The sequence below is a fragment of the Streptomonospora halophila genome, from assembly GCF_039542725.1.
In the GTDB taxonomy this organism is placed as follows: domain Bacteria; phylum Actinomycetota; class Actinomycetes; order Streptosporangiales; family Streptosporangiaceae; genus Streptomonospora; species Streptomonospora halophila.
In genome coordinates this window covers 1-16,158 of sequence record NZ_BAABIK010000013.1, presented here as the reverse complement: position 1 = coordinate 16,158, position 16,158 = coordinate 1, and the positions used below count along the sequence as shown (strand labels likewise).

General features: G+C 73.5%; 12 protein-coding genes. 3 read left to right on the top strand and 9 right to left on the bottom strand.

Features of this window, described 5'->3' with window-relative positions; genetic code table 11:
• The first annotated feature begins 187 nt into the window (after positions 1–187).
• Positions 188–1,042: an NAD(P)H-dependent oxidoreductase gene (locus ABEA15_RS12580; protein ID WP_344141000.1), complete on the top strand. Its 855-nt coding sequence runs from the start codon at positions 188–190 to the stop codon at positions 1,040–1,042.
• Positions 1,043–1,113: 71 nt separating this feature from the next.
• On the opposite strand, the gene ABEA15_RS12575 is transcribed toward ABEA15_RS12580, so the two are convergent.
• The 8 genes from ABEA15_RS12575 to ABEA15_RS12540 all read right to left on the bottom strand — a co-directional run bounded on the left by ABEA15_RS12575 (position 1,114) and on the right by ABEA15_RS12540 (position 11,522).
• The gene (locus tag ABEA15_RS12575; RefSeq protein ID WP_345556772.1) at positions 1,114–1,950 is read right to left on the bottom strand and encodes a hypothetical protein; all 837 of its coding nucleotides are present in this window, start codon (positions 1,948–1,950) and stop codon (positions 1,114–1,116) included.
• A 59-nt stretch (positions 1,951–2,009) separates the two neighbouring features.
• Entirely contained in the window at positions 2,010–2,594 is a 585-nt protein-coding gene (locus tag ABEA15_RS12570) for a hypothetical protein (RefSeq protein WP_345556771.1), read from the bottom strand.
• A 540-nt stretch (positions 2,595–3,134) separates the two neighbouring features.
• Positions 3,135–3,803 (bottom strand): C39 family peptidase, encoded by a 669-nt coding sequence (locus ABEA15_RS12565; protein WP_345556770.1) that lies wholly within the window; start codon positions 3,801–3,803, stop codon positions 3,135–3,137.
• A gap of 220 nt (positions 3,804–4,023) precedes the next feature.
• Positions 4,024–5,073, bottom strand: coding sequence for an ABC transporter permease (locus ABEA15_RS12560; RefSeq protein WP_345556769.1), 1,050 nt, complete (start codon positions 5,071–5,073; stop codon positions 4,024–4,026).
• Positions 5,070–6,032 (bottom strand): ABC transporter permease, encoded by a 963-nt coding sequence (locus ABEA15_RS12555; protein WP_344140994.1) that lies wholly within the window; start codon positions 6,030–6,032, stop codon positions 5,070–5,072. Before ABEA15_RS12555 ends, ABEA15_RS12560 begins: the two co-directional genes overlap by 4 nt.
• Complete coding sequence (locus ABEA15_RS12550) at positions 6,029–7,744, bottom strand: sugar ABC transporter ATP-binding protein (RefSeq protein WP_345556768.1); 1,716 nt, start codon at positions 7,742–7,744, stop codon at positions 6,029–6,031. The genes ABEA15_RS12555 and ABEA15_RS12550 overlap by 4 nt, the downstream gene beginning before the upstream one ends.
• Positions 7,745–7,813: 69 nt before the next feature.
• Positions 7,814–8,923: an ABC transporter substrate-binding protein gene (locus ABEA15_RS12545; RefSeq protein ID WP_345556767.1), complete on the bottom strand. Its 1,110-nt coding sequence runs from the start codon at positions 8,921–8,923 to the stop codon at positions 7,814–7,816.
• Between the two features lie 253 nt (positions 8,924–9,176).
• Entirely contained in the window at positions 9,177–11,522 is a 2,346-nt protein-coding gene (locus ABEA15_RS12540) for an AbfB domain-containing protein (RefSeq protein WP_345556766.1), read from the bottom strand.
• A 426-nt stretch (positions 11,523–11,948) separates the two neighbouring features.
• Between ABEA15_RS12540 and ABEA15_RS12535 the strand changes: the two genes are divergently transcribed.
• Positions 11,949–12,974: a LacI family DNA-binding transcriptional regulator gene (locus ABEA15_RS12535; protein ID WP_344140988.1), complete on the top strand. Its 1,026-nt coding sequence runs from the start codon at positions 11,949–11,951 to the stop codon at positions 12,972–12,974.
• Between the two features lie 184 nt (positions 12,975–13,158).
• Entirely contained in the window at positions 13,159–13,833 is a 675-nt protein-coding gene (locus ABEA15_RS12530) for a DedA family protein (RefSeq protein ID WP_345556765.1), read from the top strand.
• A gap of 1,157 nt (positions 13,834–14,990) precedes the next feature.
• Here ABEA15_RS12530 and ABEA15_RS12525 read toward each other — a convergent pair.
• Entirely contained in the window at positions 14,991–15,791 is an 801-nt protein-coding gene (locus ABEA15_RS12525; RefSeq protein WP_345556764.1) for a Mut7-C RNAse domain-containing protein, read from the bottom strand.
• Positions 15,792–16,158 lie beyond the last annotated feature (367 nt).

The following is a 16,158-nucleotide window of genomic DNA, read 5'->3' as shown; positions in this document are numbered from 1 at the left end:
GCACGCGCCGGCCGCCGCGCGTCGGCGGAGGCATGCCGGTCCGATCGCGCCGGGCCGACTGTTCGCCGCCGGGAATTCATCCCGGCGTCGGCGCCCGGATTCTCCGGGATGCCCGATGGGCCGCCGCGGAATCGCGCTACGGCGAAACCCTTGATCCAGGCCGCCACCCATAAGGCAGTATCGGACCATGAAGATCCTCTGGGTGTTCGCCCACCCCGAACGGCGCTCCCTCAACGGTTCCCTGATGGACGAGGGGCTGGACGAGCTGGAGGCGCTCGGCCACGAACACCGCGTCTCCGATCTCTACGGGATGGACTTCAAGCCCGTCGTCGACCCCGCCGACTTCCGCGGGGTCGGCGGCGCGGGCTGCGACCGGCTGTTCGTCGGGGACGCCCAGGAGCGCGCCTACCAGGAGCAGCGGCTCGGCGCCGACGTGCGCGGCGAGCAGGAGAAGATCGAGTGGGCCGACGTCCTGGTCTTCCACTTCCCGCTGTGGTGGTTCGGCCCGCCCGCGATCCTCAAGGGCTGGTTCGACCGCGTGCTCGTGCAGGGCTTCGCATTCGGGCTGAAGGACGACCGGGGGCGCACCAGGCGCTACGGCGACGGCGGGCTGGTCGGCAAGCGCGCGCTGATCGTCACCTCCGTGGGCGCGCGCGAGTCCGGGTTCGGTGCCCGGGGCGTGCACGGCCAGGTCGACGAGGTGCTGTTCCCCCTGCTGCACGGCACATTCTGGTACACCGGCGCGGCAGCGCTGCCGCCGTTCGTCGTCTACGGCGCCGACCGCGCCGACAACGAGGCGTTCGCCGCCAACGCGGCGCAGCTGCGCAAGCGCCTCGCCGAGCTGGACACCGCCGAACCCATCGCCTACCGGCACGAGAACAGCGCCGACTACGACGACGACCTCGTGCTCAGCCCGGACACGGCGCCCGGCCGAACCGGCCTGAGCGCGCACCGGGCCGATTTCGGCCCCGACGGGCGGCCGCCCGCCGCCGAGTCCAAGGACGGCACCGGTCCGCGGGTCCCGGGCCGCCCCTCTGCGTGAGACGCCCGGACCGCGGCGGTGCGGGCCCGCCGTCCCCGCCTCCCGCACGGGCGGCGGCCGACGCGGGCCGGTCAGTCCTCGGCGCGCAGCACCTGGCGGAAGAAGGCGCGGTAGCTCCGCATGGTCGTGCGAAGGTCCTCGGTGTCGGGTTCGGCTCCCTCGGCCCAGCGCCCCTCCAGCGTGCGCTTGTGCGCCGCCAGCCGCTCCTGCAGCGTGCGCAGCACCTCGCCGACGAGCTCGTCGGCGGTGCCCACGGCCGCGCGCGGGTCGTCGACGAAGTCGCTCTGCGCGTCGCGCCACCGCTGCTGGAGGCGGCGGGCCTCCTCGCCGGAGAACAGCTCGGCGCCCCGCTCGTCGGTGTCGGCGCCGCTCCGGGACGGCCGTCCGTCAGCGGAGGGGCGGGCCGACCGGGCGGGCGCGGCCGACCCGGCGGGTGCCGGGGCCCCGGACGCGCCGGCCTCCGCGGGCTTCGACGCGGCGGGTGCCGCCCCTTCGGCGGGGGCCGCGGGCGCCTTCCCCTGCTCGGTGTCCGTACCCGATCCGGCGGTCTCGGCGGCCTGGGCCGACGCGGCCCCCTGCCGCCGCCTGGCGGCCGAACCCGCCCGCACACCCACGAAGGCCTTGGCGGGGGTCTTCGGCGGATGCGCCGCCGACTCGGACCCGCCGCCCGCCCCGCTCCCGGCGGAGGACGGCTGTGCGCCCGCCGAGGCGCCGGCCCTGCCGTCGCCTCCGGACCGCGCAGCGCCGCCGGCCGCCGCCCTGTCCTGGCCGCTATTCCCCTCGCGGCCGGATCCCGACCCGGTACCGGCCCCTGCCGCGGCGGCGCCGGAATCCGCCGGTTCCTTTCGGCCGCGCTCGGCGCCGGGGTCCGCCGCGGCCTCGTTCTTGCGCTTGAGCGGGTTGTCCATCTCCGGAACTCCCTTCGGCCGGGCGCGCGTGCGCACCCGGGGCGGCTGGCGGTCAGGGGTCAGCGGGCGGCGGGATCGCCGGGGTCGGCGGTGTCGGAACCGGCGGAGGCCGTGGAGCCGTCGCCGAGCAGCTCGTGGAACAGAGCGCGGAAGTGCACCATCGCCGATCGCAGGTCCTCGGTCGACGCTTCGCCGGCCGCGCTGCGCTCGCTCGCGGCGCGCGCCCGGCGGTAGCGGTCGACGGTGCCGCCGTGCTCGACCGAGAGGTCGGCGATGCGCCGGTCGTCGTCGCCGGAGGGGTATCCGCGCTCGGTCATCAGCCGGTCGACCAGGCCGTGCGCCTGGCGGACGGCGTCCTCCGGCGAGTCGACGAACCGCTCCTGCACGCTGTCCCAGTCCGCCTCGAACCTGCGGCGCGCGCCTTCGGAGAGGGGCCGCAGGCCGAGCTCGGCGTGGCGCCGCTCGCGTTCGGTCAGCTCGCGCTCCGCGGCGCGGCGGTCGCCGTGCTCCTGCACGGCACGCTCGTACTCGGGGCCGAAGCGCGAGCGCAGCCGCCTGCTGCGCTGCCACGGCACGGCGAAGGCCGCCGCGGCCGCGATCAGTACGAGGACCACGACGATCGTGATCACCAGGCCGGTGTCCATGCCGATCGGCCTCCTCGGTGCCGTCCGTACCCCGCCCGCCGCGGGCCGGGTTGGCCTTCGACCGAGGGCTACCCCGCCATTGCCGGGTAAATCGCGGGCAAGGGGCCGGTCACGGGGCCGATGCGGGCCGCGAACGCTCCGGCCTGGGGCGATGCGGTGGCCGCGACGGCGATGTCGCGCCGCGGTAAGGGTCCGCCGCGGGCCCGCTCCGCCGTTCGGACGGGCCGTCGAGGCGCGAACGCCGGTCCGTAATGGGCCTGCGGCGTTCGCAGGAGCGTCCGCCGGACGCGCCGGACCGGCCGGACCGGTTGAACCGTCCGGTCTCGGCGCGCTCGGAGCCGCCGCGGTGCGGGAGAGGACGAAGCGCCCCTTCCCGGGCCGCCGGAGCGGCGCGGGAAGGGGCGCGGTCGGGCGGGCGCGGTTGCGCGACGGCGCACGGCGGCGTCGCGGCCGCGTCACGGGCCTCCGGGATCCACCATGTCGCGGGGCAGGGGGCGTGGGGGCCGGAGGCGTTCGGACCCGCGTCAGCGGGGCCCGGGCTCAGAGCCTGTGGACGTAGGCGAGGCCGTTCCTCTGGGCCGCGTCGGCCAGGTCGTCGGCCGAGACCGTGTGGTGGCCGCCGTAGCCACCGAGCCACGGGTCCCAGATGGTGAACGTGTCCTTCTCCTTGTCGTAGCCGCGCACCGAGACCACGTGGCCGAAGTTCTCGTCGGCACCGATCCAGGACGCCTCCGCGCCCCACACGCCGAGCGGGATGGCCTTGTGCAGCACGCCGACGTCGTAGGACACGGCGTCCATGAGCGCTTCGGGGTCCTGGGCGGTGGACCAGGACATCTCGTAGCCCTCGTCCTTCAGATAGGAGTCGTAGACGCGCTCCATGTCGGCGCCGGAGGTACCGACCGAGTCGGTGCCCATCTTGTCGGCGAGCGTGTCCTGGGTGACGTACACCCCGAAGGTGCGCAGGCTGAGCTGCACACTCGCCGGAGCGCACCAGGAGGGCTCCTTCTGCTCCCAGGCCTTGTGCTTGACCTCGTAGCGGACGGGGGCCTCGGCCAGGGGCGACGCTGTGGGAGCGGGGGCCTGGGACGTGCCGACGACCGTGGAACCCGGAGAGGGCGCGGTAGCGGGCTCGGCCGCGGCGGGAGCAGCCCCGGCGATGAGGACGCCGGCGGCGCCCAGCGCGCCGACGGCCAGACGGAAACCGTGCATGTGACCTCCAGACGGGCGCGCGGCGGTCGAGGCGACCGTCAGCGCGCCTGCGGCAGAACGGAACCGGAGGACCGTACCGTCCGCCCAGCGGGGCTTCGATCGCGGGGGTGCGCCGGGAACCGGCGGCCGTTCGGGCGCGTCGCAGGCCCGGCGGAGGCTGTGCGCGACCGCCGGGCGGCGGCGGGCGTCAGACGTGCGCCGGCGCCCGGCGGCCGGCCGCTCAGACCCGCTCCCGCCGCCTGCTCAGGTAGTTCTGCGCCAGCACCACCACGATCAGGAACGACCCGCTGACCACCTGCTGGTAGGCCGAGCTCAGCCCGCCGATCCCGTTGATGATGTTCTGGATGACGTTCAGCAGCAGCACGCCCACCAGCGAGCCCGACACGAAGCCGTAGCCGCCGGCCAGCAGGGTGCCGCCGATGACCACCGCCGAGATGGCGTCCAGCTCGATGCCGATACCGAAGATGGTCACGCCCGAACCCAGCCACACCGCGTTCAGCGCACCGGCCAGCCCGGCGAGCAGACCGGAGAGCGTGTAGGCGGTGATCTTGGTGCGCGCCACCGGCACACCCATCAGCGCGGCCGCGTCCTCGTTGCCGCCGACGGCGTAGATGTTCTGGCCCCATCCGGTGCGGCGCAGCGCCACCCCGCCGATGGCGAACAGCACCACCACCAGCAGCACCGGGTAGCCGATGCCCAAGAAGCGGTCCTGGACCATCGGCGTGATGGCGAGCCCGTCGGGCACCACGTAGGTCTCGGTGCCCTCGTCGGAGACGGCCAGCATCAGTCCCCAGGCGCCCAGCATCGTCGCCAGCGTGACGATGAAGGGCGCCAGCCGCGCCTTGGCGATGAGCACCCCGTTGAGCGCGCCGATCAGTGCGCACACCGCCAGCGGAAGGGCGAGCGCGGCCAGGCTGCCGTACTGCGACGCCCACGCGGCCAGCACTCCCGCCAGCGCGAACACGGTGCCCACCGACAGGTCGATGCCGCCCGTGACGATCACGAACGTCATGCCCAGCGCGATGATGGCGGGGAACGCCGCGCCGACGGCGATGTGGTTGAGGTTGCCCAGGCTGAAGAAGCCGTCGATCGTCAGTGCCGCGACGGCCAGCACGGCCACCAGGACCACCAGCGCGCCGTGCCGCTGGACGAACTCGGCGGCCGAGCCGCCGCCCCGCCCGGAGCCGAACACCGGACGCCCTCCGCCGCTGCCGCCGGGCCCGCCCGGGAGGCCGGTGCCGGGCGCGGCCGTGCTTTTCACCGCGGTCATTTCCTCCCACGCTCCCTCGCCACGTAGACCGCCGCGATGATCACCGCGGTCTGCGCGATCTGCGTCCACGACGGCGGCAGGTCGTGCTTGATCAGGGTCGAGACGAGCAGCTGCATCAGCACCGCGCCCGCCACCGTGCCGGCGATGCGCACACGCCCGCCCTGCAGCGGGGTGCCGCCGACGACCACGGCCGTGATCGCCGACAGCTCGATCAGCCGGCCGATGGAGTTGGGGTCGCTGGCCTGGAGCCGCGCCGTGGCCAGCACGCCCGCGACGGCCGCGAAGAGCCCGCAGAGCACGTACACGGCCAGCAGCGTGCGCCGCACCGGCAGCCCGGAGAGCTCGCCCGCCCGGCGGTTGCCGCCGATGGCCACGATCCGGCGGCCGAAGACGGTGCGCCGCACCACGAACACGACGACCGCCACGAGCACCGCCGAGATCCACACCAGGTAGGGCACGCCGAACGCGTCGCCCGCGCCCAGCTCGCGGATAGCGGGGTTGCGGATGCCGTCGAGCTGGGGCAGCAGCACCAGCGACAAACCGCGGCCGCCGATCATCATCGCCAGCGTGGCGACGATGGCCTGCACTCCGGCGAAGGCCACCAGAGCGCCGTTGACCGCACCCGCCGCGGCCCCCGCTACCAGGGCCACCAGCACGGCGACGACGGGGCCGTAGCCCAGGTACAGCGAGATCATCGCCGCCGCCAGCGCCATCACCGACCCCACCGACAGGTCGATGCCGCCGGTGGCGATCACCAGCGCCATCCCCAGCGAGAGTATGAGCACCGGGGTGACCTGCACCGCCTGGGTGCGGAAGTTCTCCAGGGACAGGAAGTGCGGGGTGAGGGCGATGTTGAACACCAGCAGCGCCGCCACGCCGATGTAGACGCCGTACTCCTGCAGCCAGGGGACGACCCGCGTGCGGTCGATGCGCACAGCGGGCATGCCGATCGCGGTCATCGGGCACCCTCCCTTCCCGGCGTCGTGTCGCCTGCGGCCGCGCCCGCCCGCGGGCCGGCGCGGCCGGCACCGCCCTCGTGCTCCTCCGGGCCGCCGGGCCCGCCGGCGCCTTCGGCCGCGGCCCCGCCTGCGTCCCCGCGGCCGCCGCGGTCGGCGTCCGCGTCGGCGGTGTCGGCGTCGGCGATGGCCCGCATCAGCGCGCCCTCGCTGACCTCGTCGCCGCTCAGCTCGCCCACGACGGAGCCGTCCTTGAGCACCACCACCCGGTCGGCGCCCTCGATCAGCTCCTCCAGGTCCGAGGAGATCAGCAGGACCCCGAGCCCTTCGGTCGCGAGCTCGTCGACCAGGCGCTGCACCTCCGCCTTCGCGCCGACGTCGATACCGCGGGTGGGCTCGTCGAGCAGCAGCACCCGGGGGTTGAGCGCCAGCCAGCGCGCCAGCAGCACCTTCTGCTGGTTGCCGCCGGACAGTTCGGCGACCTTCTGCCGGGTGCCGGCCGACTTGATGCGCAGCCGCTCGACGAACACGTCCACCACCCGGTCGATCCGCCGCTCGGAGACCAGCCCGAACCGGGACAGCCGCGGCATCGCCGCCAGCGCGATGTTCTCCCGCACCGACAGCTCGGGGATGATGCCCTCGCTCTTGCGGTCCTCGGGCAGCATGCTGATACCGGCGGCGATCGCCGCGCCCGTCGACCGGCGGCGCAGCGGGACGCCCGCCACGGTGATCCGGCCGGACCGCAGCGCCGCCGCCCCGGCGATCGCGCGGGCGGTCTCGGTGCGGCCCGAGCCCAGCAGCCCGCCCAGCCCCAGCACCTCGCCGGGGCGGATCGCCAGGGAGACGCCGTGCAGCCGATGCCGGTCGTCCAGCTCCTCGGCGACCAGCACCGGCTCCCCGGCGCGCCGCTCGTGCGGTCCGCCGAAGGTGGTGGCGCCCTGCCGCTCGACCTGCTCGGCCTCCCGCCCGAGCATGAGCGAGATGAGCCGCAGGCGCTCCAGGCCGGCCAGCTCCCCGGTGTGGACCACCCGGCCGTCGCGCAGGACGGTGACGCGGTCGCAGATCCGGTACAGCTCGTCCAGCCGGTGGCTGACGTAGACCACCGTGATGCCCCGCTCACGCAGTCCGCCGATCACCGTGAACAGCGTCTCGACCTCGCGCGGCTCCAGGGAGGACGTCGGCTCGTCCATGATCACCACGCGGGCGTCGGCGACGACCGCGCGGGCGAGCGCGACCATCTGCCGCGCGCCCATGGACAGCCCCTGCAGGGGCCGCGTCACGTCGACCTCGACCCCGTAGTCGCGCAGGATGCCGGCCGCCTCGCGGTGCATGCGCGCGAAGTCGATCAGCCCGAAGCGCCGCGGCTCGCGCCCCAGGAACAGGTTGCGCGCCACGCTGAGCAGCGGGATCAGGTTCACCTCCTGGTAGATGGTGGAGATCCCGGCCTGCTGGGCGCGCAGCGGCGTGTCGAACCGGGCCGCCCCCCCGAGGTAGCGCACCTCTCCGCCGTCGGGGGCGTAGACGCCGGTGAGGACCTTGATCAGGGTGGACTTGCCGGCCCCGTTCTCGCCGACCAGGGCGTGCACCTCGCCGTGGGAGAGGTCGAAGTCGACGTCGTCGAGGGCCAGCACCCCGGGGAACCGCTTGGTGAGTCCGCGGGTCCGCAGGACGGGACCGGCGGCGCCGGACCCGCCCTGCTCTGCGGTAGCGGTCATCGCCACCGTCTCCTCCTCCTGTGCTCCGTCGCCGGCGGGGCCTGCCGTGCCGCGGACCCCGGTCCGGGACTAGTACGCATTGGGCAGCTCTTCCTCGGCGTTCTCGGCGTCGTACTCCCGGTCGGAGATGATCAGCTCGACCGGGACCTCCTCACCCTTGCCGAAGGACTCGTGGGCGTCGAAGGCCAGCGGGCCGAAGCGCGGGTTGGACTCGACGACGCCGTGGATCCAGCCGTCGATGATGAGCTGCACGGCCTCCTCGGTGCCGTCGACCGTGACGATCTCGACGTCGCCGGGCTGCTTGCCGGCGCCGCGCAGCGCCGTGACCGCGCCGATGCCCATCTCGTCGTTCTCGGCGTAGATGCCGTCGATGTCGGGGTTGGACTGGATGAGCTGCTCGGTGACCGACTGGCCGCCCTCGCGGGTGAACTCGCCGGTCTGCTCGAAGACGATCTCGATGTCCGGCGCCTTCTCCTCGACGCGCTCCTTGAAGCCCTTGGTGCGCTCGGTGGTGACGTTGTTGCCGGCGGCCCCCAGCAGGATGGCCACCTTGCCCTTGCCGCCCAGCGCCTCGATCATCTGGTCGGCCGCGCGCCGGCCCTGCTCCACGAAGTCCGATCCGATGAAGGTGACGTAGTCGTTGCAGGCGTCGCCGTTGATCTGGCGGTCGATGGTGACGATGGGCACCTGCTTGCGCTCGGCCTCGGCCAGCACCGGCTCCCAGCCGTCGGAGTTGAGCGGGGCGATGATCAGCACCTCGGCGCCCTGCGACATGAGGTCCTGCACGTCGCTGATCTGCTGGGCGAAGTCGGACTGGGCGTTGGCGGTGATCAGCTCGACGCCGCGCTTCTCGGCCTCCTTCTTGATGGAGGCGGTCTCGGTGATGCGGAACGGGTTCGACTCCGCCTCGGACTGGGAGAACCCGACCTTCATGTCCTTGAGGTCGAACTCCTCGATGCCGGCCTGCTCGGCGGAGCAGGTCTCGTCGCTGCCCGCGGCCTCGTCGAGCACCTGGGCCTGGGCGGCCGCGTCGCCGCCGTCCTGGCCGCCCGCGGCCTCGTCCTCGCCGCGTGCGCAGGACGTGGCCAGCAGTGTCAGCGCTGTGCAGGTGACCGCGGTGAAGACCGTAGCCGTGCGGCGCGGGGAGCGCCCGGCGCGGTCGGAGGGGTCGGTTGCCATTTCCAGCCTCCACCAGTGAAGGGATGTGCGGGCCGGTCGGTCGCGCCGTGCGCGCGTTCGCCGAGCGGTCGCGGATGGATGGGATCGCGTGGACGGGATCGGGTGAGTGATCGAGCGGATGGGATGGGCACGGGCCGGCGGCGGGCCGGCCGGCCCGTGCGTATCGGTGGGGAAGGCGGTCCGCGGGTGCGGCCGGAGCGCCGCCCGCCGGGGTCGGGGGCGGGCGGCGCCGGGCCGCTGCGCGGTGCCGGGGCTAGCTCGCCCAGGGCTCCTCGATCGCCCAGGTGGCGTCCTCGTCGAAGAGCTGCGCGGTCTCATAGGGCTCGGGTCCGCCGACACCGGCGAGCCAGAGCTCGGAGTCGTAGTGGCGCAGGTACTGGTCGGGGAAGTTGTAGGAGCGCAGCGAGACCCCCGAGCCGGAGAGGCCGGGCTCGGCGCACCAGGTGGCGTCCTCGCGGAAGAGCTCGGAGCCGTCGGACGCCTCGCGCCGCACCCGGGAGGCGCGGTGGCGCAGGTACTCGTCGGGGTAGTTCGCGGACTCCAGGGAGTAGCACGTGTCGTCGGCCAGGCCGGGCACGATCCGCCACGTCGCGTCCTGCTTGAGCAGGTCGGAGCTGGACTCCTCGACCACCTCGGTGAACCCGAGCGCGTCCTGGTGCCGGATGTAGCGGTTGTCGTAGCCGGGAGTGGTGACACGCAGCGAGTGCTCACCGGTCGGCAGGTCGGCCGGCTCGATGACCGGGCGGCCGGCGATCAGATCCTCGTGCGCGGCGCGTATCCGGTCCTCGTCGACCTTGATCTGCTGCCGGTCGTAGGTCCACAGGCCGTTGAGCTCGTTCTCCACGTCGGTGATCTCGGTGTAGATCGCCGCGGAGATCCCGTTGGTGCGCTCCAGCCGCTGGAGCCCCGCTGTCAGGCCGACGTAGCGCGAGGTCAGCGACGCGCTGTCGGAGACCATCTCATAGCCGAACCCGTCGCCGGGGCTCCACTCGTGGCCCTCGACCCGCAGGCCCAGGCCGCCGTACTCGCCCAGCACCGAGGCGCGGGACGCGGTGGCGGGCGTGGGATCGCCGGGACCGACGTAGATATGGGAGTCGACGACGTCGCCGTTGCCGGTGTCGTACCAGCCGGAAGCGCCGGTGACCAGGCGCGACGGGTCCATCCGCTTCACCTCGTCGGCGATGCGGGCGCCGTCGTACTGCCCCCAGCCCTCGTTGAAGGGGATCCACTGCGTGATCGAGGGGAAGCTGCGGTGCTGGTCGACCATCTCCCGCAGTTCGTGCTCGTAGCGGTCCTTGGCCGCCTCGTCGGGGCTGTGGGCCATGGAGGGCATGTCCTGCCAGACCAGCATGCCCATGCGGTCGGCCCAGTAGTACCAGCGGTCGGGCTCGACCTTGACGTGCTTGCGGATGGTGTTGAACCCGAGGTCCTTGGCCGCCTTGATGTCGAACCTCAGGGCCTCGTCGGTGGGCGCGGTGGAGATCCCGTCGGGCCAGTAGCCCTGGTCGAGCGGGCCCATCTGGAAGACGTACTCGCCGTTGAGGACCATCCGCCGCGTGCCGTCGACCATCTCGGTGCCCACGGAGCGCATACCGGCGTAGCTCTCGACCCGGTCGCGGACCTTGGAGCCGCGCTTGAGCTCGACGTCGACGTCGTAGAGGAACGGGTCGTCGGGCGACCACAGGCGCGCGTCGGGCACCGGCACCTCGATCTTCGTGCCGGGTTTCCCGCGCGCCCTGCCCACGACGTTCTGGCCGTCGCGGACGGTCACCTGCGCGGTCACCCCGCCCCCGCCCGCGGTGTGCACCACGGCGTCCAGCTTCTCGCCCGCGACGTCGGGGGTGAGGTCGACGCGGGTGGTGTGCGCCGGCGCGACCGGCTCCATCCACACGGTCTGCCAGATCCCGGAGTAGGAGGTGTAGAAGATCCCGCCGGGGTCGTTGCGCTGCTTGCCGACCGCCTGCTGGCCCGAGTCGGTGGGGTCGTGCACCCCGACGATGATCTCGTTGTCCTCGCCGCGGCGCAGCGCGTCGGTGATGTCGAAGGTGAACCGGTCGTAGCCGCCGCGGTGGGCGCCGACCCTGGTGCCGTTGACCCACACTTCGGCCTTGTAGTCCACGGCGTCGAAGTTCAGCTTGACGTGCCGGCCCTTCCAGGAGTCGGGCACGGTGAAGGTGCGGCGGTACCACATGCGGTCGGTGTCCTCGGCGATGCCGGAGAGCGCCGACTCCACGGGGTAGGGGACGAGGATGGTGCGGTCGAGGGACTCGCCGAAGGGCGGCTTCTCGCCCTCCTGGGCGGGCGCCCACTCCCACTCGCCGTTGAGGTTGCGCCACTCCTCGCGCACCATCTGCGGGCGCGGGTACTCGGGCAGCGCGTTGTCCGCCGAGACGTCGTCGGTCCAGGGAGTGGTCAGCGGGGGCTCCTGCGGCTCCCATTCGGCCGCCTGTGCGGGGGAGGCCAGGGTGAGCGGCATGAGCAGTGCGGCGGCGGCCGCTACCAGCGCGGTCAGCGGGGAGCGGCGGCGCCCGCCGCGCAAGCGGGGGCGGGGTTCGTCGGACGGGGACGGGGGATCGAGGTCAAGGGGGAAGCGTCTCATCCGAAGCCTCCGGGTATGAGGGGTTCGGTCGAGCGGGCGCCGGCAGGTCCGCTGACCGAGGTCCCGTGGTTTTACAACGTGGGAAACCCGGTTCCATCCATGATGAGAGCACAGTCACACGTGGCTGTCCAGACCCCGATTCATCGCCGTGCGCAGTCCGCGGAAGTCCCACCGCAGTGCGCTCGATTCACAGACATGCGGTGAGCAGCGCCCATGTACGGGGTCGTCTCCGGTGTTGTATAACGATGGAAAAGTCAGCATCGACACCGGGCACCGGGCACCGGGAAGCGCCGAGCGGGCCGAGGGCCCAGTCGGCCCGTAGGTCGGTAAGCGCCTTCATCCGGCGCCGCGCCGTGCCGATCGCTCCGCAGGGGCGGAGTAGCGCACGGATGGGAGCGGGGCAGGCGCGCGTGCGAAGGAGACGCTGTGAACATCAGCCTCAAGGACGTGGCCGCACGCGCGGGCGTGTCGGTCAAGACGGTGTCGAACGTGGTCAACGGCTACCGGCACGTCACGCCGGCCACCCGGCAGCGGGTGCAGCAGGTCATCGACGAACTGGGCTACCGGCCCAACCTCACGGCGCGCCACCTGCGCAAGGGGCGCACCGGGATCATCGCCCTCGCACTGCCCGAGCTGGGCAACCCCTACTTCGCTGAGCTGGCCGACGCCGTGATCAGCTACGCGGCCGGCCTGGACTACATCGTGCTGCTGGACCACACCAACGGGCGCCGCGACCAGGAGGTCCTCTTCGCCCAAGGCTTTCGGGCGCGGCTGATCGACGGGCTCATCCTCAGCCCGATCGAGCTGGAGAACGAGGACCTGCTCGCGCGCGGGAACGACGCGCCCCTGGTGCTGCTGGGCGAGCGCGAGTACGAGGCGCCCCACGACCACATCGCCATCGACAACGTCGCCGCGGCGCGCACCGCCACCCGGCACCTGCTCGACCTGGGCCGGCGCCGGGTGGCCTTCCTCGGGGCCCGACACGGACGGGTGCGCCGGGTCGCGCACCTGCGCCTGCGCGGCTGGCGCGCGGCGATCGCGGAGTCGCCCGGTGCGGCGGCCGGCGACGAGCTGGTCGCCGCCACCGACGGCTACACGCGCGGAGACGGAGCCCAGGCGATGGCCCGCCTCCTCGACTCGGGCGTCGCCCCCGATGCCGTGTTCTGCTACAACGACCTGATCGCCATCGGCGCGATGCGTACACTCATCGAGCGGGGCCTGCGGGTTCCCGAGGACGTCGCGGTGGTGGGCTTCGACGACATAGACGACGGCCGCTACTGCTCGACCAGCCTGACCACCATCGCCCCGCACAAGCAGGCGATCGCCCAGGCGGCGGTGGACGCGCTGCTGGCCCGTCTCGACGGGGGCGACGAGGCCGCGCAGGCCGACCCCCGCTACATCCGCCCGGGGTTCGCCCTCATCCGCCGCGAGAGCACGCTGGGCCGCCCCTAGAGCCGGGCCGACCGCGGGTAGGGGTACCACTACGCGAATCCGGGGCGTCGCCACCATCGCGGCGGAACCGGCGCCGCCCCTAGTGTTCCGGCTATGCCCGACCTCTTTGCGATCAGCCCTCCGACCCCCCGAACCGCCGGGTCCGGCGCCGGCCGAACGCACCAGCCGGAAACGGCCGTCCAGCGTGGTTGACGCCATCAACGAGATCGTCTCCGGTGCCATGGCTTCGCCGTGGGCGCTGTTGGCGATCTTCCTCGTATGCGTCCTGGACGCCTTCTTTCCCGTGGTCCCCAGCGAGACGACGGTCATCGCCGCCGGGTCGCTGGCCGCCTCCGGCGATACCGACCTCGCCGCCGCGATCGCCGTGGCGGCGGCGGGCGCGTTCGTCGGCGACCACGTCTCCTACGTGATCGGGCGCCTGCTCGGCACCCGCGCCACCGCTCGCCTGCTTCCGGGCAAGCGGGGCCGCGCGGCCCGCGAATGGGCGGCCGGCGCGCTTCGGCAGCGCGGCGGGCTGATGATCGTGGCGCTGCGCTTCGTCCCGGGAGGGCGCACCGCGACGACGCTCACCGCCGGAACTTTGGAGTACCCCCTCTCCCGGTTCAGCGCATTCGCCGCGCTCGCCGCCGTGCTGTGGGCCCTGTACTCGGGCTTGATCGGATTCGCCGCCAGCGAGACCTTCGAGGGCAACCATTTGCTCGCGGTCACGATCGGCGTGGGATTCTCCGCCGGTATCGGCATCGTCACCGAAGCCGTGCGCTTCGCCGTACGCCGGCGCCGCCGGGCGGCCGAGCCCGTCGCCGCTCCGGCATCCCCGACCGCAGCGGCCGGTCCCGAGGTCGCGAACAAGGCTCAGTGAACGCCGGCACGCCATCCGGCCCCGCGCGCGGCGGGTCGTTGCGCCCGCGGCCGGGCGGTGCGGCCGCCGCATACGGCTCGCCCGCGCACGGTCGTCGCCCGCGGCGGTGTCCGGGGGGCGACCGAGGGCCGGCGAGGTCTCCGGAGGGCGTCCAGGCCGCAGAGCGCTGCGGACACGGCGGCTACCGGCCGAGCGCGCGCACCGCGTGCACCGTGCGTGCCAGAGCGCCGACGGCTCCGAGGACGGCTTCGGCCCCGCCGGTGGCACACAGCTGCGGGAACGAGACGGTCCACGCGCCCGGAGCGGGTCCGCGGCCGCGCCGGGAGCGGCGCGGCGGTCCAGGCGGGGCGCCCTCGCGTGCGCTGCGCGCCCCCGGTGCGTCCGGGTTCCGGTCGGTGCGGCGCGGTTCCGGCTCGGGCCGGTCGGACGAGAACGCAGCGGAGGACTGAGGGGCGGCGTGCCAGGGCCCGGCTCCGGGCGGCGGGGCCGCGTGGCGAGGGCCCGCCGGGGTCGGCGCCGGGGGGATGTCGGCGAAGATCTCCGGACGCGTACCGGCGAGGCGGCGGATCAGGGAGGCGAGTGCCGCGTTCTGGGCGGCGTCGAGCGCCTCCGGGTCGGCGTGGGGCCCCTCCGGCGACGGAGGGGCGGATGCCTGCCGGCCGGCACCGGGATGTGCGGTGCGGTGACCGTAGGTGGCGCCTGCGGACATTGCTGTGCCTTTCGGAACACGGGAGAGGGAGCCGCCGGGTATCGCCGTGCGGCGGAGTCGAAAAGGACGGGGGTAGCGGAGTCCGGGGGGTTCGAGGGTTCCGGACGGTGGCCCGTTCCGTTGCGGGGACCCGCGATCCGGGGAAGGTCCCGTCGGTGGTGCGAGTTTATCCGCGTGCACCCGGCGAATTCCGGGATACCGGTTTTCGCGGCCGATCGGATTTGCCGTTCGCCGGGTCTCTGCAGGTCGATGCGGGCACAGCTGGCAATTCTGCGGGTGCACCCGCCGGCCGGACCGGGAATTTCAGGCGATAACCGGAGAAACGCGTCGGTGGTCGCGAAACGGCTCTTTCGGCGCGTGCGGTGCTGTTGTGATCATCGGGCGCAGCGAATTCCCGGGCCGCATCCCCCGCGCTGCGTCGGATCGGTGCGGGCCCACGCCCGTCGGCTCATGGCCGTGCGGAGCGTCGCGCGGCGCCCCCGCCCGCAGGGGCACTCCGGCCGCCGTCCCGGCCGCCCGCGGCGGCCACGGCCTCCCGGGCCGTCTCGACGATCGCGGCCAGCCGGGCGTGGTGCGCGCCCGGCCAGTAGACGCGCCCGCACTCGCGGCAGCGGGCGAAGTCCGCGTAGGTACGGCGGGTCCCCGGTTCCAGCAGGTGCTCGACCGCCTCCTTCGCCGCGGGAACCAGCGGGCCGTTGCAGGCGGTGCAGCGGCTCCACGGCGCCAGCGGCGGTGCGAAGCGGTCCAGCACGTCGCGCAGTTGGTCGTCGGGACCGTGTCCGCGGACGAAGGCCGCGGCCTCCAGCGCGCGTCGGTGCAGCAGCCGGCGGTCCTGGGTCAGCAGCGCGCGCCGCTGCCGGTTGGCCATCGCGACCAGGGTGTCGTCGTCGAGGTCGTTGCCGTAGCCGGTGTCCACGCCGACCAGGCGCAGGCGCCGGGCGAGCGCGCCGAGGTGGACGTCGAGCAGGAAGCGCGGAGGGCTGGCCGGCAGCCGCTGCGGGCGCTCGACCGGCAGGACGTCCGCGGTCTGCCCGGGCCCGGGGCGGTGGCCCGGACCGACGGGGCACCCGTCGGCGAGCAGGCCGCCCACCTCGGTCAGCGGTACCCCGGTCGACTGGACCAGGTGGCCGAGGGTCGCCGTGGGGTCGCGGTCCACGCGGACCTCGGCGCTCCGGTGGCGGGACGGGAGCAGGAACCGCAGCCCGTCCGCGAACCGCAGGAGCACCTGAGGCCGGTCGTCGCGCGCCATGCTCCCAGGATGCCAGGCCGGCGTCCGACCCCCTGAGCCCCGCGCGCGGAACCGCAGGTGACGCCGCTGCACGCCTCTGACCTGGAGAGTTGCGGAATCCTGAGAGAACTCACATGATTCTGTAAGAATTCACATAAAGTCCCGGTAACGCCTTGTTTGTAACGAGGGGGTCACGACACCATGGAGGTACTCGGGCTGCCTCCCACCGGGTGCGGCCCTCTACTCCCGTCACGAAACGCATACCGTGTCAGCTGAAACACGCTCCGCGTCCACCGTATCCACTCCCGCCGCGGCGCCTCCCGCAGGCTCGGAACGCCGGTTCCTGCCGGAGGTGCAGGGGCTGCGCGCCGTGGCGGTGGGGCTGGTG